Origin of the sequence: Limnohabitans sp. (genome assembly GCF_046052765.1) — a bacterium.
Lineage (GTDB): Bacteria > Pseudomonadota > Gammaproteobacteria > Burkholderiales > Burkholderiaceae_C > Limnohabitans.
This window is the reverse complement of the sequence record NZ_JAVLFQ010000028.1, coordinates 55,522-73,399: the sequence shown is the minus strand read 5'-3', so window position 1 is coordinate 73,399 and position 17,878 is coordinate 55,522. Positions and strand designations below refer to the sequence as shown.

The window sequence follows — 17,878 nt, the reverse complement described above, 5'->3', positions numbered from 1 at the left end:
ACCATGAGCTTTTCACGTCGCCAATTTTTGGCAGGAACTGGATCAGCAGGTCTGACCGCACTGGGCGCCACGATTCCCTTTGAGATGGTTTTGGCACAGGGCGCACCCATCAAACTCGGCTCCATTCTTGACAATTCAGGCAACTTGGATGCCTACGGCAAGCCCATGGTGATGGCCACCACGCTGGCCGCTGAAGAGATCAATGCAGCCGGTGGTTTGCTTGGTCGCAAAATTCAAGTGGTGCAATACGATTCACAGTCTGATATTGCGCTCTACACCAAATACGCCCAGCAATTGACACGCGATGACAAGGTCGACGTCACCCATGGCGGTATCACTTCTGCTTCACGTGAAGCGATTCGCCAAACATTCAACCGCGCCAATTCACTGTATTTTTACAATGTGCTTTACGAAGGCGGCGTGTGCGACCGCAACATCGTTTGCACTGGTACCACGCCTGCCCAAGCGGTCGAGCCGATTGTGGAAGTGGCATTGAAGCAATGGGGCAACACGGCCTATGTGCTGGCTGCTGACTACAACTATGGTCAGATCACCGCCAAATGGCTGACGCACTACATCACCAAAGGCGGTGGCAAAGTGCTGCAAACCAACTTCTTCCCGCTAGATGTGTCTGACTTTGGTTCGACCATCGCCAAGATTCAGCAGGAAAAGCCTAAGTTTGTGGTGGCTGCCCTGGTCGGCGGTGCACACATGTCTTTCTTCCGTCAATGGGCGGCTTCCGGCATGAACAAAAAGATTCCTTTGTGCTCCACCACCTTCGGTGTCGGCAACGAGCATCTGGCTTTGTCTGCCGCAGAAGGCGACGGCATCTTGATCGCTGGTAACTACAGCCAGGAAAACAACAATCCTTCCAACAAAGACTTCCTGGCCAAATGGGCCAAGCGTTTCGGCGACACCAAATTGGTTCACGAAATCGCTGTGTCTCAGTACCAAGGCATCATGTTGTGGGCGGCTTGCGTCAAGAAAGCTGGCTCTCTGGACCGCGAAAAAATGTTGGCCGCCATCGAGTCCGGCGTCAGTATTCAAGGACCGGGCGGTACGGTCACACTTGATCCGAAAACACACCACGCCATTTTGGATATCAACGTGATGGAAGTGAAAAACCAAAAGCTCACTATCAAGCAGCAATTCAAGGCGCGTCCTCCTTCAGACACGCTGCAGTTCTGTGACTTGCAGAAAAACCCTAAAGATAACAAACAGTACGAAGTGAAGATTTAAACCTTGTCGGACAGCGTCCCGGTTCATGTGAATCGGGACGCGCAAGTTTCAGAGAGTAAACATGGATTACGCGGCGGTTGTACTTCTTGAAATTATTTACATGATTGCCTTTTTGGTGCTGACCAGTGCCGGGCTGGCAGTGGTGTTTGGCATGATGCGCGTGATCAATCTGGCGCACGGTGAATTCGTCATGATCGGCGGTTACACCACGATTGCATGCGCCAAGGCCGACATCAATATTTATTTCGCCATGCTGGTGATTTCACCGCTGGTCGTCGGTATTTTGGGTTTGCTGGTTGAACGATTGGTAGTGCGTCAGTTGTATGGCCGCATGATCGACACCATGCTGGCCACTTGGGGCCTGTCGTTGCTCATGGTGGGTATCGTCACCTTTATTTTCGGCAACACGGCGGTGAGTGTGCCGGCGCCTATTCCCGGCTACGAACTAGGTGAGTTTCAAATGGGTGGCTACAACTTGTTCATCATCGGCATTGCCACCTTGTTGATTCTTTGTATGTGGTTGGTGATGCGGTTTACCCGACTTGGCTTGGTGGCCCGTGGCGCCATGCAAAGTGCCGATGTGGCTTCATCGCTGGGCTACGACCCCAAGCGCGTGTATATGTGGACGTTCACTGTCGGCGCGGCTTTATCTGGCTTGGCAGGGGGCGTGTTGGCGCCATTGACGGGTTTGTTGCCTTCGTCTGGCGGTGCTTATATTGCCAAGGCATTTATCACCGTCATCACTGGCGGGGCAGCGGTGATTACCGGCACCTTGTCGAGTTCCATCATTTTCGGCACCATCAATCAGGTGGTGTCATTTGGCTCAACCCCAGTCATTGGAGAAATTGCCATGCTGGCATTTGCCGTGGTGTTGCTGCGCCTGATGCCGCAAGGCATTACCGGTCGCTTTTTCCGTAACGCGCCATGATTGGAGACGCCGCCAATTTCTCCAGTGCCGGTCGCACGCACTGGGGCTGGATCATCGCCATCACCTTGCTACTGTTGTTGTTGCCCGCAGTGTTTGATACCAACACACCAACCTTGCTCGGCATTTGGGCCTTGTTTGCTTTGTCTCTGGGTTTGATGTGGGGTTATGCAGGTATTCTGAGTTTTGGCCACGCTGCGTATTTCGGCCTTGGCGCCTATACCTATGCCATCACTTCAATGAATTTGGGTGAAAGCACAGCAGCATGGATGCTGGCTATTTTATTGCCTGCGTTTGTGGCTGCCCTGATTGGCGCCATGATGTTTTACGGCCGCATCAGTGATGTTTACATGGGCGTGATCACGCTGGTGTTTTCTCTCATCATGGCCAAGTTCATGGGTGCCACAGCAGGAGATGCCTACAGCATAGGCAACGCACGCTTGGGCGGCTTTAACGGTATTCCTGCCTTTCCTATCTTGAATGTGCCAGGAGACCCGACGACACAAATTTACGGCGTGCCTCTGTATTACTTGGTGGTGTGTTGCCTGGTCTTTTGCTACTTGGTGTCACGCTGGGTGTTGTCCAGCGCCTTTGGCCGCATATTGCTGGGTATTCGTGAAAATGAGTCGCGCATTGAATTGCTGGGCTACAACGCACCGGCTTACAAAACAGCCATTTTTTCTTTGTCTGCAGCCATGGCGGGCATGGCCGGTTGTTTGTTTGCCAGTTGGGCAGAGATCGTCACACCGGCATTGTTTGGTTTGGGTCAATCGGTGGAAGTCATCATTTGGGTGATTGCCGGTGGCTTGGGTACTTTGATGGGCCCTGTCATTGGCGCGGTGTTGTTAGGCACCATGAAGCTGTTGCTAGGCGGTCAAACCTTTATCGATAACTCGCTGGTGATTGGCGCCATCCTGGTCTTGGTCGTTTTGTTATTGCCTCGCGGTTTGTTACCCACTGTCATGGGTTGGCGCAAACAACAAGGTCAACGCAGTGTCAGTCGTGCGCGCAACAACAGCATGCGCCGTCGTGGGGGTGAGCGCCGTACCTCGCATGCCTCCTCAGACCATCACAAAACGGGTAGCGGATCATGAGTGAAATGATCGTCGAAACCCGCGATTTGTCTATGCGTTTTGGTGGCGTACTGGCTGTCAATAACGTCAATTTCAATTTGCGCGAACGAGAACTGCGTTGCCTTATCGGGCCCAACGGCGCAGGCAAAAGCACCTTGTTCAAATGCATGACCGGCTTGCACCAGATCAACCACAGCAACGGCCGTGTCTTTATCCGCGGCCATGATGTCACCGGCTGGCGTCCACATGATATTGTGCAACTTGGTGTAGGTATCAAAACCCAAGTGCCTTCGGTAATGAACGGCTTGACCGTTTGGGAAAACCTGTGGTTATCGGCGCGGCGCATACACGGCAAACAAGGGGCTTCCACAGAGGTCGACCGCGTGGTGACCGAACTCGGTTTGCAAACCCATTTGCGTCGCAGTGTGGGTGAACTGGCCCATGGTCAGCGTCAAATTGTGGAAATCGGTCTGGTGCTGTGTCAACGGCCCAAACTGGTATTGCTGGACGAACCCGCTGCCGGCATCACGGGTGCTGAAGCAGACAGGTTGGTGGAATTGATTCATGGCATCAACCAGCAAGCGGCAGTGGTGGTGGTCGACCACGATATGAATTTTGTCCGTATGTTGGGCGGCTCGGTCACTGTCTTGCACCAAGGTGCAGTGCTGATGGAAGGTGCCACAGATGCGGTCATGAACAATGCAAAAGTGCGTGAGGTCTACATTGGCAACCGGGCGAAATAAGCATGGCTGAGTCACACAACTCCACCGCAGATTCTTTTGAGCGTGCCGATGTGGTGCTGCAAGTCGCTGATTTGCGTGCCGGTTACGGCCGAGTGCCTGTGTTGCACGGTGTCAATTTGCAAATCCATGAAGGCGAGGCGGTAGGTATCGTCGGCCATAACGGTATGGGTAAAACCACGCTGCTCAAAGTCATCATGGGTTTGATGTCTTCTACGGGTGGACGCATTGAACTCGATGGCACTGACGCCACTGGCTCTGCGGCGCACCAGCGCTCGCAAATGGGCATAGGCTATGTACCGCAAGGGCGCGGCATTTTGCCTGGTCTGACTGCGCTTGAAAACCTGCGCATGGCATGGCGTGAAGACATAGGCGAAACCGAAGAACAATCGGTGGAGCGTGTGGTTGATCAGTTCCCCCGTTTGCGTGTTTTGCTCGATCGCAAAGGTGGCTCCCTCTCTGGCGGTGAGCAACAAATTCTGGCCTTGGCGCGCGCACTGGTGCCCAAGCCCTGGCTGTTGTTACTTGATGAACCCAGCGAAGGCATACAACCCTCCATCGTCCAAGAGATCGGTGCTACCTTGGCCAGATTGCGTGACGAGTTCGGACTGGCGCTGATCATCGTGGAACAAAATTTGGATTTGGTACTCGACGTTGCGCACCGCGTCTTGGTGTTTGAGCGCGGCACCATACTTAAAGAATTGCATGCCAGCCAATTGAGTGGTGGAGGCTTGAGCGAATTGCTTGGCATGGGTTCAGCCCGCATGACACACAGCCCTCACTCGCATAGTGCCAAATCTGCAAGCGCACACCACCCATCGGCAGTTGCGCCGTCAGCCCTTCACACTCCGCCTGCACCTGCAAGCGTCCAAGCCAGTGCAGATCATGTGCGTGAGCACAGTCGTCCATCGGTCAAATCTTCTTCTATCAACAAGCGGTCGCATTCAACCGCCATCGAATCTAAGGCCACCGGCCCCGGGGGAATCATGTCTACTGTCAAACGTCCTACTGTCGATCAGATGCATGCCATCGTCGAATCCATGCACATGAATATGTCATCGCGCGAAGTGGCGGAGTACCTTGAAATCATGGAGGGCACTTTCCAGTCCTATGACCGCCTGACGCAATTGCCCGACAACCTGCCGCCGGTCAGATATCCGCGTACACCTGGTATCAAACCAAGCCCTGCTGACAATCCGTTGAATGCCTGGGCGGTCAAGAGCGAAGTGCGCGGCGCCGCGCACGGGCCTTTGTCCGGCAAGCGGGTGGTGCTCAAAGACAATGTGTGTCTGGCGGGTGTGCCCATGATGAACGGTGCTTCTTCGCTTGAAGGCTATGTGCCCGATGTGGATGCCACCTTGGTCACGCGCATTCTGGATGCCGGTGGCTCGATTGCGGGTAAAGCACATTGCGAATATTTCTGTTTGTCAGGTGGCAGCCATACCAACGCCGCTGGTCCTGTGCACAACCCATATCGTTATGGCTACTCAGCCGGTGGTTCCTCCTCGGGTTCTGCTGCGTTGGTGGGTGCGGGTGAACTCGATTTGGCCATTGGTGGTGACCAAGGGGGTTCTATTCGCATGCCTGCTTCATGGTGCGGTATTTACGGCATGAAGCCCACCCACGGCTTGGTGCCTTATACCGGCGTGATGCCGATTGAAGCAACGATTGACCATGCAGGACCGATGACAGCCAATGTGGCTGACAACGCCTTGTTGCTAGAGGTGATTGCAGGTGCAGATGGTTTGGACCCGCGCCAATACAGTCCGCGTGTCGATCGTTACACAGCCGCCCTGGGGCGCGGTGTGTCGGGTTTGCGCATTGGCGTCTTGCTTGAAGGCTTTAACCGCGCAGACAGTGAACCTGATGTGGACCACAAGGTGCGTCAAGCCGCAGACCGTTTGCGTGCCATGGGGGCCATCGTGGAAGATGTGTCTGTACCTATGCACATGGATGGCCCGGCCATTTGGACTGCCATTGCCGTTGAAGGCTTGCAGGCACAAATGATGAACGGCAACGGCATGGGTTTCAATTGGAAGGGCTTGTATACCACCAGCTTATTGGACGCACATTCTGCTTGGCGTGCCCGCGCGGATGAGTTGTCGCCATCGCTCAAGGTGTCGATGATGGCTGGTGAATATTTCATCAAAAACTACCGTGGCCATTTTTATGCCAAAGCGCAAAACCTGAGCAGGGTATTGGCCAAGGCTTATGACGATGCATTGTCGAAATACGACTTGCTTTTGTTGCCGACGGTGCCCATGAAAGCCACACCGCTGCCGCCATCTAATGCACCGCTCAAACTCATTGTTCAGCGTGCACTGGAAATGCTCGGCAATACCTGCCCCTTGGATGTCACTGGACACCCAGCCATGAGCGTGCCATGCGGCATGTCCAACGGTTTGCCCATCGGTGTGCAATTGGTGGCCAAGCATTGGGAAGAATCCACCATTTACCGCGCTGCCCATGCGTTTGAGCAAGCCGGTGACTGGCGCAATTTCTGACAGACTTTGCAGTATCTATTCAGCAGGTAACAGACAAGGTGTCCCACAATCCATTTCTCTCAGATTGGGTCAAAGGCGGCGCGGATCACACGCTGAGCCCGCCGGGTTCGCTGTCGTTTGTTGCTGGCCCTACCGATGTGTCCTTGCATTTCATGACCATCCCTCAGTTGCTCGACCGCGCGGTGTTGCGTCATGGCTCACGCGACGCCGCCGTGTTTGTCGCGCAAAACCAGCGTCTGAGTTGGTACGACTTGCAGCAACAAGCCGACCACATGGCAGCCGCCTTGTTGTCCATGGGTATCAGGCGGGGCAACCGCGTGGGTATTTGGGCGCCGAACCGGCTGGAATGGTTGCTGACCCAGTTCGCTACTGCCCGCATAGGTGCCGTGTTGGTGAACATCAACCCCGCTTATAAAAGCAGCGAACTTGAATATGCGTTGAATAAAGTGCGATGCCGCATGTTGGTGATGGCGCGAGGCTATAAAACCAACCATTACTTAGATACATTGCGCCAACTCGCCCCTGAAATTGACCGGCCTGGTCAGGCAGGTGAATTGACTTCATTGCGTTTAGAGCATTTGAAACACGTCATCTTGCTTGACGATCTTTCTTTGTCGGCCAATGAAGCAGCCAAATTACCGGTGCCTGCACGCGCTATGCGTTTCAAAGATTTTTTACACCAAGCTGGTCCCGCCCAACATGCGCGGTTGAAAGATTTGTCGGCGGCGCTCGACCCGGATGACGCGATCAATATCCAATTCACCAGCGGCACCACGGGCAATCCCAAAGGCGCCACGTTGTCGCATTTCAATATCGTCAATAACGCACGTTTTGCAGCCAAGTCCATGGCATTGACGCATGAAGACCGCATGTGTATACCGGTGCCGCTCTATCACTGTTTTGGCATGGTGCTTGGTGTGTTGACCTGTACCGCCGCGGGATCTGCCATGGTGTTTCCGGCAGAAGGCTTTGACGCCGCAGCCACGCTTAAAACTGTGGTCAAGCAGCGTTGCACCGCATTACATGGCGTACCCACGATGTTCGTTTCCATGTTGGCCGAACCTGCTGTAGCAACCATGGATTTCAGTCTTTTGCGCACAGGCATCATGGCCGGTGCGCCTTGTCCTGTTGATACTATGCAGGCGGTGATGCGCACGCTCAACATGAAGCAAATCACCATCGGTTACGGCATGACTGAAACTTCGCCGTTGTCGTTCCAGTCGCATGTGTCAGATCCAGTCGAACGCCGTGTATCCACGGTTGGACGCATTCAGCCGCATGTGCAGGCCAAGGTGGTGGACGCGCATGGGCGCATGGTGCCAGTGGGTATGCCGGGCGAGTTGTGTGTGCGCGGTTATCTGGTGATGCGCTCTTATTGGGAAGACGCGCAGCAAACGGCCGACGCGATTGACGATGCCGGTTGGATGCATACCGGCGATCTGGCGACCATTGACACGCACGGCTATTGCAATATCGTTGGCCGTGTCAAAGACATGTTGATCCGTGGTGGAGAGAATGTATTTCCGCGTGAAATCGAAAACCAGTTGATGCAACACCCCAAAGTATTGGACGTTCAAGTCTTTGGCATACCCGATGTGAAATACGGCGAGGAAATCGCTGCATGGGTGATCTTGCAACCAGAACAAACCGCCGAAGCGGATGAATTCATTGACTATTGCCGCTCCCGCATGGCGCACTACAAAACACCGCGTTATCTGCGCATCGTGCGCGAATTTCCTCTCACAGCCACCGGCAAGCCGCAAAAATTTCAGATGCGTCAAAGCATGATGGATGAACTGGGTTTGCGTTCACCGCAAACCGCTTAAGCAGTGACGACAGAAAGCACACAGTGACTGACGACCAACTGGCTTTTCTGGACGCGTATTCACTGGCAGGGCTGCTGCACAGCAAAAAACTGTCGTCTGTCGAACTCACCCACATGATGCTCAACCGGATTGAGCGTGTCGACAAACGTTTGTTGTCCTACGCCACCGTCTCGCATGACATCGCTTTGAAGCAAGCGCGTGATGCAGATGCGATGATCATGCGCCGACAAATACTCAGTCCCTTACACGGCGTTCCTATCGCGCTCAAAGACCTGTGTTACACCAAAGATATCGTCACTGCTGCCGGCATGCCGATGATGCGCGACTTCACACCCGCCTACGACGGCACGGTGGTGAAACGCTTGCGACAAGCCGGAACGGTGTTGCTTGGCAAACTCACCATGACAGAAGCTGCATTTGCCGATCACCATCCTGATGTGCCCCCGCCGATCAACCCTTGGCACGATGATCACTGGTCCGGTGCGTCTTCCAGCGGCTCGGGTGTGGCTGTCGCAGCGGGTTTGTGTTTTGCAGCCATTGGCACCGACACTGGCGGTTCCATCCGTTTTCCTTCAGCGGCTAACGGCGTGACGGGACTCAAGCCCACTTGGGCGCGTGTACCTGTGCATGGTGCGTTCGAGCTGGCGGCCTCTCTAGACCATATAGGCCCGATGGCTCGCTCGGCCATGGACTGTGGACATATGCTGGGATTGATTGCAGGCGCAGACCCTGATGACAGCGTTGCGTTGCATGCGCCAGTGCCTGACTATGTGTGCGGTGACATTACCCAGTTAAGCGGTTTACGCATAGGCTTTGATCCGGACTACTGTGCAGGCTTGGACGCAGACATGCAAAAAGCCGTGCAGTCTGCCTATGAGGTGCTTCAATCTTTAGGCGCAGACATGCGACACGTGCGCTTTCCTGATGTGACAGACATGGTCGCTGATTGGGGCACGGCGTGTGCCGCAGAAACCGCGGTGGCGCATGAGCCTTGGCACCCGAAAAACAAACATTTGTACGGCCCGGGCTTGGGCGGTTTGATTGAATTTGGCCGTTCCATCTCTGCGGTGGAGATGCAAAAAATCTGGTTGCGTCGTCGCGCTTTCAAGGGGGCGGTGCGCGGGTTTTTCCAAAACTGCGATTTGTTGTTGATTCCTGCACAACCCATGGCCTCGCCTACACGTGAAGAAATGTCGGTGATCGGTACGGTGCCTGCTGAATTGGCCCGTCTGATCAAATTCACCGCGCCGTTTGACATGAGCGGCAACCCAACCATCACTTTGCCAGCTGGCTTCACAGTGAAGAACACACCGGTTGCCATACAGCTGGTGTCTGCGCATTTGGATGAAGCCACACTCGTACGCGCAGGCAGCGCGTTTCAACGTGTGACGGATTGGCATTCGCGGGTACCGCCCCGGCTTTGAGTGCATATTCGATGAAGCGCCTGCGAGGAATGTTCAACATGCACTGCTTCTCTACGGTATGAATCTCGTTCAGGCTTTTCTCAACCGCGCACGCAGCCATCCACAGTTGCCAGCGCTGAGCGACAGCCATCAAACACTTAGCTATGGTGAGCTTTCGCAACGCAGTCACGCCTTGGCCGCTGGACTGCGGCAACGTTGCCTGCTCAAGCGTTCTGATCGAGTCGTTATGTGCATGGAAAACCGCGTAGCATTCTTTGAAACATTGTTTGCATGTTGGATCGCCGGCTTATGCCCCGTGCCAGTGAATGCCAAATTACATCCCAAGGAAGTACGTCACATTGCTTTGGACAGCCAAGCCTCAGCATTGATTTGCAGTGACGGATTGTTCAATGGCTTGCAACTTGCATTGGCTGATTTTCCATCCGCGTTGCCTTTGATTTCTGTCGATACTGGTTCATACATGGATTTGCTAAGTCACCATGCCATGGAGGTGGCCCCCATGCAAGCCAACGACATTGCATGGATTTTTTATACCAGCGGCACCACAGGCGTACCCAAGGGCGCTATGTTGTCTCACCTGAACTTGATGAACATGTGTTTGCAATACGGTGCAGACATCGATTGTGTGCAAGCTGGAGATACGTTCTTGCATGTCGCACCTTTGTCGCATGGTTCTGGTTTGTACAGCTTGCCGCATTTGTTCAATGGCGGACATCAGGTGATTGAAACCACGTTCAACCCTGATCTGGTGTTTCAAGCTTTGCAGCGGTATCAGCGCGTTTCATTTTTTGCTGCACCGACCATGCTGACGCGCATGCTTCGTGCAAGCAAGGGCATCGCAAACCCGGCTGGCAATTTGCACACCATCACTTACGGTGGTGGCCCTATGTATGTTTCTGATCTGTTGCAATCTTTGGATCTTTTTGGGCCACGCATGGTACAAATTTACGGTCAAGGAGAAAGCCCCATGACCATCACCGCTTTGTCTAGGCCGGATCATCAAGGCCAGCAGGATGCGGCACATTTGGCGCGTCTTGCGTCGTGCGGAACTTCACGCACAGGCGTGGATGTGCGGGTGGTGGATGATGAAGGGCGTGACAGGCCTTTGGGCGAACCCGGGGAGGTGGTCACACGCAGTGCCACCCGTATGTTGGGTTACTGGAACAATCCAACGGCTACCGCCGCTGCGGTACGAGACGATTGGCTGTGGACGGGAGACATAGGCTCGATAGATGAGCTCGGCTATTTGACGCTCAAAGACAGATCTAAAGATTTGATCATCCGAGGCGGCAGCAATATTTACCCGCGCGAAATTGAAGAGGTGCTGCTGCATCACCCCGCCGTCGCTGAAGTTTCTGTGATTGGAATGGCTCATGCCGATTTGGGTGAAGAGCCTGTGGCATTTGTGGTGTTAAGGGAAGGCATGCGTGTCACACCGCAAGAACTCGATCAGTTGTGCTTGGATAATCTCGCGCGATTTAAACGGCCGCGTGATTATTTTTTTCCGCCTGATCTGCCGAAAAACAATTACGGCAAGATTTTGAAAACCGCATTAAGACAACAACTTAAACAGGATAAAGCGTGATGCGTGATGTGTATGTTGCAGGCATAGGTTCAACCACTTTTGGTAAACATGCGGGGCGCAGCATAGAGTCCTTGGCAGTGGACGCATCTGCAAAAGCTATGGTGGAGTCCGGTATTGATCGCGCACGCATAGGCGCTGTGTATCTCGGTAACTTCATCAGCGGGCCTTTGAACGGCAAAGAAGTGCTTGCTGGTTTGGTGGCAGAGCAATTGGGTTTGCAAGGCATTCCATGTACCAAGGTGGAAGGCGCTTGTGCCTCAGGCGGCATTGCCATGCGACATGCATGCTTGATGGTGGCCAGCGGTATGTGCGATGCGGTATTGGTGGTGGGAGTGGAAACCATGACGCATGCTTCTACGCCTGAGGTCACTTCTGCGCTGAACTGCGCCATGGACAATGAATACGATGGCCTCAGCGGTTTGACTTTTCCCGGCTTGTTTGGTTTGGCGTGGCGAGCACATGCGCAGCGATACGGCACCACACGTGAAGACATTGCCAGTGTTGTGATTAAAAACAAGGCGTATGGTTTGAAAAATCCTTTGGCACAAATGGGTGCTGATTTGTCCATAGAGCAAGTGTGCGCCTCCGCCATGATTGCTGACCCTTTGCAACTCTTTGACTGTTGCCCGCCCAGCGATGGCGCTGCTGCCTTGTTGGTTTGCACCAAGAAATTGTTGCCTGCCAACTCGAACAAGCCGCGTGTGCGTGTCATGGCCAGTGTGCAAACCAGCGGTTCTGCGCGTATTTCAAATCATCCAGATTTGTGTTCGTTTGATGCCACCGTGTTGGCCGCGCAACAGGCCTACAAACAATCGGGACTGCAACCGGCCGGTATTGATTTGGTTGAACTCCATGACTGTTTTTCGATTGCAGAAATCATCGACAGCGAAGACCTGGGGCTGGTACCCAGAGGCGAGGGCGGTCGTTGGGCAGCACAAGGTCGCACCGGCATGCAAGGTGATGTTGTCATCAATCCCAGCGGCGGTTTGCTGGCCAAAGGCCATCCCGTGGGTGCCACAGGCGTGGGACAAATGGTTGAAGTGGTATTGCAGTTGCGCGGTGAACATGCCAACCAGGTCGCCAATGCAGGCATTGGCATGACGCATAACTTAGGTGGCACAGGTGTGGCTTGCACCGTGCATATTTTGGGTAGAGACGCATGATTTCAGCGGCGACTGCGCCTGCCTTGGCGGTCTTTCAATGTCAGTCATGTCAGACCTTGACCCAACGCAAACCCATCGTGTGCGCGCATTGTTTACAGCCCACGTTTCAAACAAAGCATGTGGCAGCAACCGGTGTGTTGGCGAGTTGGACCACGGTTCGCAAACCTCCGCTGAGGTTCAAAGCAGAGGGTGCGTACCACGTCGGTGTTTTCGATTTAGACAACGGCATGCGCATTTGCGGACGATTGTTGTCAGCGCCCAGCGACCGCTTGGGTGACCGCGTGGTGCTGGTCAAGGACGAACTGATTCAAACAGATATTCCAACATTCAAGGTGGCACGAGATGGCTGATATTTCCTATGAAAAACACGGTGCGGTGCGGTTGATCACCATCCAACGCGCTGACAAAATGAATTCACTTGATTTCGCCGCTAACGATGAATTGATAGACATCTGGCATGAGTTTGACCGTGATGACCAAGCGCGTGTCGCGGTCATCACCGGCGCGGGTGACAAGTCGTTTTGTGCCGGTGCTGATTTGAAGACTTACACGTTGACTTTCGCGCAAGCGGCGGCGCCTGAGTTTCGCGCCAAGTACACCAACGGCCCGGGCTTTGGCGGCATCACGCGCAATCTCGACATAGACAAACCCATTTTGGCGGCAGTCAATGGTTTTGCTATTTCCGGTGGTTTCGAGTTGGCTTTGGCCTGCGATATACGCTTTTGCTCAGACAACGCAGAGTTCGCCTTGCAAGACGCGAAATGGGGCTTTCATGCCTGCGATGGCGGCTTGATTCGCTTGCCGCAAATTGTCGGCATGGGACACGCCATGGAAATTATTTTGTCGGGTGAACGGGTCGATGCAGCGCATGCTTACCGCATCGGTTTGGTTAACCGTGTGTATGCACCCAACGAACTTCTTGGCAAAACCTTGGCGTACGCGCAAATGCTGGCCACGCGAGCGCCTTTGTCGCACCGGTTTGCTAAAGAAGTGGTGCGCCGTTCAGTAGGTATGCATATGGCAGAAGCATTGCAGTGGGAGTCACGCTCTTTCAGAGATGTGGCTTTTACCGATGATTTGAAAGAAGGATTGGCTTCATTCAAAGAGCGCAGACCCGCCGATTTCAAAGGCAGCTAGGTCATAGCTAGGAGGGTGAAGAAAAGCACATAAATATTTTGTTATGTGTGCTGGGAATCCAAACTCTGCGGGCATGCGACGGCGATTCGCTTTTTGTGTATCTTTAAGATGGCTGATACGATTGAGACCATCCAACGACGGCTTTGGTTCAAGCCTAGATCGAGGTTCTTGTGTCGTCAGCACAAGAATTTGATGAAGACTCCATATGGCAATAAAGCTTGGTGCAGGTTTGGCGTTACAAAGAAGTTTCTGATTCAATAATGTATTCAAAACAAACAATCATCTACAGATGAATTTCTTTCTCAATCAAGCCATTAATGCTAAGGCATTCTTTAATCAGATCCGCGATATGTTTTGAATCAATTTTCAATAACCCTTAGAAAATAGTGGATTCTTGAAGAGTTCTTGTGCTTTATGAACCTGTTCATAAAATGGTTTTTGAAAATATTTTTTTCATTTTAAATACAAAGGACAGTGATGTTGAATAACAAACTTGCAATTGTTACGCTGCTTTTCAGCACGGCTTTGATAAATGCCCTCGCCGATACCACCGAAGTCAAAACACAAACCATTGTGGAAGTAAAGAAGAGTGGAGGTCATTGCGAACAAGACCCCAATTGCTTCAACCGCTATCACCCCGCGATCAAACCTGTGGCTCGCGCCAAGCCAGGTGACTTGATCATGGTGCACACACGTGATGCTTTGGATGCCAATCTGAATATCAACTCTTTGCCTAAAGATGTCACTGCCATTGACACCAATCTGATTCATCCAATGACAGGCCCCATCTACATTGAAGGCGCAAAACGCGGTGATGTGTTGGCCATCAAACTGATTGATATCAACCCCAATGAATATGGCTACACCACGCTGATCCCCGGCTTTGGCTTTTTGCCTGACATGTTTCCGGATCCTTATGTTGCCAACTGGAAGTTGAACCGCCGTGAGGCTGTGTCAGCGCAATTGCCAGGCGTACGTATTCCAATGAACGGCTTCATGGGCTCTGTAGGTGTCATGCCTGGTGAAGAAGAAATCGAAAAATGGTTGGCCCGTGAAAACCAATTGGGCGCTGCCGGTGGCGTTGCACTGCCACCCCAGCCTATCAACGCTCGTCCCGCCAACATCTGCGGCCCTAACGGTAGCCACAAAGACAAATGTTTGCGTACTGTTCCACCCCGTGAAAATGGCGGCAACATGGACGTCAAGCAAATGGTCGAAGGTACAACCCTTTTGCTGCCTTGCTTCATCGACGGTTGCGGATTCTTTATTGGTGACGTTCACTATGCACAAGGTGATGGCGAAGTGGCTGGTACCGCCATCGAGATGGGTGCCATCGTTACAGTGACCACTGAAATTCGCAAAGGCATGGCTTCTTTGATTAAACAGCCCATGTTCGAGGGCGGTTCTCAAATCAAGAAACTTGAGCCTGACAGCTTCCACGCTGTGGTCGGTTACCCACTCAAGAAGGCCGGAGAAGTACCTCCTCAATGGGCTTACCTCGACAGCGAAAAAATCAAGCCTTTGACTAACCTGTCCAACGATCTCACCTTGGCCGCACGCAATTCATTGATCACTATGATCGATTGGTTGATGGCCACCAAAGGATTGAGCAAAGAACAAGCTTTGGTTGTTGCCAGCGTTGCCTGCGACTTGCGCATCAGCAACGTGGTGGATGTGCCAAACTACGCCGTGACCACCATTTGTCCTATGGAAATTTTCGGTAAAAAATAAAGTCACTTAGACTTGCCAAAAAGAGCGAGTCACCCTCGCTCTTTTTTTTTGGAATCTCACATGCAAAGACGTTCATTCATTTCCTATTTGTCTATTTCTTTTGCCACGGCCATGCTGCCCATGATCCACGCAATTGCGCACACACCGTATCGGTTCTGGGATGTGTTCCGTAAGCGAAATATGCAAATCATGACCTCGCATGCAGACTACACGGGTGATGACATCGGCGACGCTTGGGTGGCTGTATTACGTGAAAACCTGCCGCTCAGCCGCGCCATGGTCAGCCGAACACACGATATGCCACGCATTGCCAGTCTGCTCAAAACGGACCAAGTAAAGAATGCAGTCTTGTCATACCAACATGCGAGGTTGATGTTTACCGGCGAACCTCCTTTCGAAGAATTTGCACCCTTGCAAATGGAAATTTTGGTCGACAACGGTAAATACCTATTGGTGACTCGACCTGACCTGCCGCTTTACCATGGCTATTTGGTGACCACTGCATTGATGGAGGCCGCAAACAAACTCCAGTTGATCAACCCTGGCAATGGTCGCTTCGGAATGGCTGTTCATGCCGGTGCACAAGCCTATTACCGGGGCGAAAAACTCGAACCGCCACCGCCCCCGGCAGAAAAATGACAGTCTTTGTTTGTTTACGTAGTTGCGCGCTTGTATTCGCATTATTGAATTGCAGCAGTATTTGGTCGCATGAGTCCATCACGGCTGAAGCGCGTAAAAACTATTTGATGAAGTTGCAAGAGTCTTTTCAGGTGCAATCTACCAACCCATCCGCACCAGTCAAAGCCAAGGCACTTTACCAAATAGGTGCAACACTGGAAGAAATCCGCGATCTGTTCAACCAAGACATCATCAGTCATGGCTCAGTCAAAGGGCTGGAGTCCACATTGCTGCTGAATGAACTTGCACGCGCCGGTTTCAAAATGGAGATGTCTAGCAAAATTGGTTTGTATGTGTCGCAACTGCATTACTACCGTGACGTGATCAAACTTGACGCGAAGGCAGCATTTGCAGACCATGCAAGGTACCTGCTGCTTAAAAACCATTTCTACGACAGTTTCACTGACAATCCTTTGGCTCCTTTCTCGCAAAGCCGAGATGAACTGATTGAACTGATTGATATTGGTGAAAGACTGCTCAAGGTCAAGGACGGCAATATCAACCCAGAAGAAGTGAAATTTATTTTGGCGATCCATTACCTGCAAGCCATTCAGCAGCAATTGATGGCCAAGGACGATGGACAAAAAAAATTCAAAAAACTGCTTGCTGATTTGCGTAAAGACTATCCACAAAGTCTCAAACCACTGACACTTGAAGCATTGAGTCCTGCACCCTAACCATGACAACAGCAAATTATCTATTTCGCAAGTTCAGTCTATGGTTTGGTCAATCTCTGTTTTGCTTATTTGCTATCGTTGGTCCTTCCCTTGCGCATCAGACTGGAAACAGCTACCTGACAGTCAGCGAAGCGAACGGACGTTTACAGCTGGAAATTGACTTTATCGCCCGCGATTTAGGTAATCTACTTCAAGCACCAGATCAGGCCAATGCGCCCCCGCCACCGCCAGAAAAAATCCTGTTGTTGCAGGGGCCGATCACGACTGCGATTCAAAAATCCCTGGCCATTGAGATTGACGATCAACTTGTACCACTGGAGTTCTTGTCCCAATCAGTGGTGTTGCATAACGATGGTTTGTACGTTCGTCAGCGTTTCAGTGGTAGCACATTGCCCGAAGATGCCAGATTCATCGTGGTTCGCTACGAATTCTTCACCCAGAACGACAAGCTAGGACGTGCATTTTTCAAACTGGTGATACGCAATGATGAAATGTCATCTGTGTTTGACCAAACGAGCGCCATTCAACGATTTGCCCTTGGAGAAACCAAACGATGGTCAACCATTGGACTATTCACCAATGAAGGTGCAAAACATATCTGGGAAGGCACTGACCATTTATTGTTTTTGTTGTCACTGCTGTTGCCGGGTTTGATGCTTACTATTCGCAAGCCTGATCTCAATGGCAAATTGCCTGCAAACACCCGTGATGCAGAAAAATTTGCACTCAAGGTGATCACTGCTTTCACCCTCTCGCATTCAATCACTCTCGCGTTTTCAGTTTTCGGCTGGGTTAGCCTGCCAGATAAGTTGATTGAATCCCTGATTGCACTGTCGATCATGATTTCAGCTGCGCTGAATCTACAAACCCGTTTTCACATCAGTCACTGGAAACTGGCATTTCTTTTTGGCTTGATCCACGGCATGGGATTTGCCAATGGTCTGAAAGAGCTAGGCTTATCTTCAATGTACTTTCTGGAGACCTTGTTTGCTTTCAATCTAGGCGTTGAACTCGGCCAACTCTCAGCGGTTATTGTGGTCTCCATACCCGTGCTGTTACTGGCTCGAAAAGCCGAGTCTAAACAACGAGTGTTGAAATACGGGTCTATCGGTGTTTTACTCACATCGATCGTTTGGTTGGGACAAAGATTGATGGCCTGATTTTCAGTAATCACCA

The 17,878-nt window shown here is 52.2% G+C and carries 15 protein-coding genes and 1 pseudogene; all 16 read left to right on the top strand.

Translation table 11 applies throughout. The features are described from left to right. Positions 1-3: 3 nt before the first annotated feature. The 16 genes and pseudogenes from AC9UG7_RS03195 (at position 4) to AC9UG7_RS03120 (ending at position 17,862) form a co-directional block, all read left to right on the top strand. On the top strand, positions 4-1,239 hold the full coding sequence (locus AC9UG7_RS03195; protein ID WP_509584013.1) for an urea ABC transporter substrate-binding protein: 1,236 nt from the start codon (positions 4-6) through the stop codon (positions 1,237-1,239). Between the two features lie 61 nt (positions 1,240-1,300). Beyond that, the gene (locus tag AC9UG7_RS03190; protein WP_509584010.1) at positions 1,301-2,167 is read left to right on the top strand and encodes a branched-chain amino acid ABC transporter permease; all 867 of its coding nucleotides are present in this window, start codon (positions 1,301-1,303) and stop codon (positions 2,165-2,167) included. Further along, complete coding sequence (locus AC9UG7_RS03185; RefSeq protein ID WP_509584007.1) at positions 2,164-3,258, top strand: branched-chain amino acid ABC transporter permease; 1,095 nt, start codon at positions 2,164-2,166, stop codon at positions 3,256-3,258. The genes AC9UG7_RS03190 and AC9UG7_RS03185 overlap by 4 nt, the downstream gene beginning before the upstream one ends. Next, positions 3,255-3,980, top strand: a complete 726-nt coding sequence (locus AC9UG7_RS03180; RefSeq protein ID WP_509584004.1) for an ATP-binding cassette domain-containing protein — start codon at positions 3,255-3,257, stop codon at positions 3,978-3,980. Before AC9UG7_RS03185 ends, AC9UG7_RS03180 begins: the two co-directional genes overlap by 4 nt. Positions 3,981-3,982: 2 nt before the next feature. Then, positions 3,983-4,504: pseudogene (locus AC9UG7_RS03175) on the top strand (ABC transporter ATP-binding protein); the annotation flags it as partial. A 459-nt stretch (positions 4,505-4,963) separates the two neighbouring features. Next, complete coding sequence (locus tag AC9UG7_RS03170; RefSeq protein ID WP_509584155.1) at positions 4,964-6,481, top strand: amidase; 1,518 nt, start codon at positions 4,964-4,966, stop codon at positions 6,479-6,481. Positions 6,482-6,633: 152 nt separating this feature from the next. Further along, positions 6,634-8,307 carry an AMP-binding protein gene (locus AC9UG7_RS03165; RefSeq protein ID WP_509584152.1) on the top strand — a complete coding sequence of 558 codons (1,674 nt, stop codon included), beginning with the start codon at positions 6,634-6,636 and terminating at the stop codon, positions 8,305-8,307. A 23-nt stretch (positions 8,308-8,330) separates the two neighbouring features. Beyond that, positions 8,331-9,731 carry an amidase gene (locus AC9UG7_RS03160; RefSeq protein ID WP_509584001.1) on the top strand — a complete coding sequence of 467 codons (1,401 nt, stop codon included), beginning with the start codon at positions 8,331-8,333 and terminating at the stop codon, positions 9,729-9,731. A 58-nt stretch (positions 9,732-9,789) separates the two neighbouring features. Then, the gene (locus AC9UG7_RS03155) at positions 9,790-11,316 is read left to right on the top strand and encodes a class I adenylate-forming enzyme family protein (RefSeq protein WP_509583998.1); all 1,527 of its coding nucleotides are present in this window, start codon (positions 9,790-9,792) and stop codon (positions 11,314-11,316) included. Further along, complete coding sequence (locus AC9UG7_RS03150; RefSeq protein ID WP_509583995.1) at positions 11,316-12,479, top strand: thiolase domain-containing protein; 1,164 nt, start codon at positions 11,316-11,318, stop codon at positions 12,477-12,479. The genes AC9UG7_RS03155 and AC9UG7_RS03150 overlap by 1 nt, the downstream gene beginning before the upstream one ends. Further along, complete coding sequence (locus AC9UG7_RS03145) at positions 12,476-12,829, top strand: Zn-ribbon domain-containing OB-fold protein (protein WP_509583992.1); 354 nt, start codon at positions 12,476-12,478, stop codon at positions 12,827-12,829. Before AC9UG7_RS03150 ends, AC9UG7_RS03145 begins: the two co-directional genes overlap by 4 nt. Beyond that, a complete protein-coding gene (locus AC9UG7_RS03140) occupies positions 12,822-13,616 on the top strand; it encodes an enoyl-CoA hydratase/isomerase family protein (RefSeq protein WP_509583990.1) in 795 nt (264 codons plus the stop codon). Before AC9UG7_RS03145 ends, AC9UG7_RS03140 begins: the two co-directional genes overlap by 8 nt. Positions 13,617-14,096: 480 nt before the next feature. Continuing rightward, entirely contained in the window at positions 14,097-15,347 is a 1,251-nt protein-coding gene (locus AC9UG7_RS03135; protein ID WP_509583987.1) for an acetamidase/formamidase family protein, read from the top strand. Positions 15,348-15,407: 60 nt separating this feature from the next. Next, positions 15,408-15,986, top strand: a complete 579-nt coding sequence (locus AC9UG7_RS03130) for a hypothetical protein (protein WP_509583984.1) — start codon at positions 15,408-15,410, stop codon at positions 15,984-15,986. Beyond that, positions 15,983-16,702 carry a phospholipase C/P1 nuclease family protein gene (locus AC9UG7_RS03125; RefSeq protein ID WP_509583982.1) on the top strand — a complete coding sequence of 240 codons (720 nt, stop codon included), beginning with the start codon at positions 15,983-15,985 and terminating at the stop codon, positions 16,700-16,702. Before AC9UG7_RS03130 ends, AC9UG7_RS03125 begins: the two co-directional genes overlap by 4 nt. A gap of 2 nt (positions 16,703-16,704) precedes the next feature. Further along, positions 16,705-17,862, top strand: coding sequence for a HupE/UreJ family protein (locus AC9UG7_RS03120; protein WP_509583979.1), 1,158 nt, complete (start codon positions 16,705-16,707; stop codon positions 17,860-17,862). Positions 17,863-17,878 lie beyond the last annotated feature (16 nt).

What these genes read in the sequence shown, in the direction of transcription:
- AC9UG7_RS03195 (WP_509584013.1), top strand. Translation starts at nt 4, where the DNA reads ATGAGCTTTTCACGTCGCCAATTTTTGGCAGGAACTGGATCAGCAGGT.
- AC9UG7_RS03190 (WP_509584010.1), top strand. Translation starts at nt 1,301, where the DNA reads ATGGATTACGCGGCGGTTGTACTTCTTGAAATTATTTACATGATTGCC.
- AC9UG7_RS03185 (WP_509584007.1), top strand. Translation starts at nt 2,164, where the DNA reads ATGATTGGAGACGCCGCCAATTTCTCCAGTGCCGGTCGCACGCACTGG.
- AC9UG7_RS03180 (WP_509584004.1), top strand. Translation starts at nt 3,255, where the DNA reads ATGAGTGAAATGATCGTCGAAACCCGCGATTTGTCTATGCGTTTTGGT.
- AC9UG7_RS03170 (WP_509584155.1), top strand. Translation starts at nt 4,964, where the DNA reads ATGTCTACTGTCAAACGTCCTACTGTCGATCAGATGCATGCCATCGTC.
- AC9UG7_RS03165 (WP_509584152.1), top strand. Translation starts at nt 6,634, where the DNA reads ATGACCATCCCTCAGTTGCTCGACCGCGCGGTGTTGCGTCATGGCTCA.
- AC9UG7_RS03155 (WP_509583998.1), top strand. Translation starts at nt 9,790, where the DNA reads ATGAATCTCGTTCAGGCTTTTCTCAACCGCGCACGCAGCCATCCACAG.
- AC9UG7_RS03150 (WP_509583995.1), top strand. Translation starts at nt 11,316, where the DNA reads ATGCGTGATGTGTATGTTGCAGGCATAGGTTCAACCACTTTTGGTAAA.
- AC9UG7_RS03145 (WP_509583992.1), top strand. Translation starts at nt 12,476, where the DNA reads ATGATTTCAGCGGCGACTGCGCCTGCCTTGGCGGTCTTTCAATGTCAG.
- AC9UG7_RS03140 (WP_509583990.1), top strand. Translation starts at nt 12,822, where the DNA reads ATGGCTGATATTTCCTATGAAAAACACGGTGCGGTGCGGTTGATCACC.
- AC9UG7_RS03130 (WP_509583984.1), top strand. Translation starts at nt 15,408, where the DNA reads ATGCAAAGACGTTCATTCATTTCCTATTTGTCTATTTCTTTTGCCACG.
- AC9UG7_RS03125 (WP_509583982.1), top strand. Translation starts at nt 15,983, where the DNA reads ATGACAGTCTTTGTTTGTTTACGTAGTTGCGCGCTTGTATTCGCATTA.
- AC9UG7_RS03120 (WP_509583979.1), top strand. Translation starts at nt 16,705, where the DNA reads ATGACAACAGCAAATTATCTATTTCGCAAGTTCAGTCTATGGTTTGGT.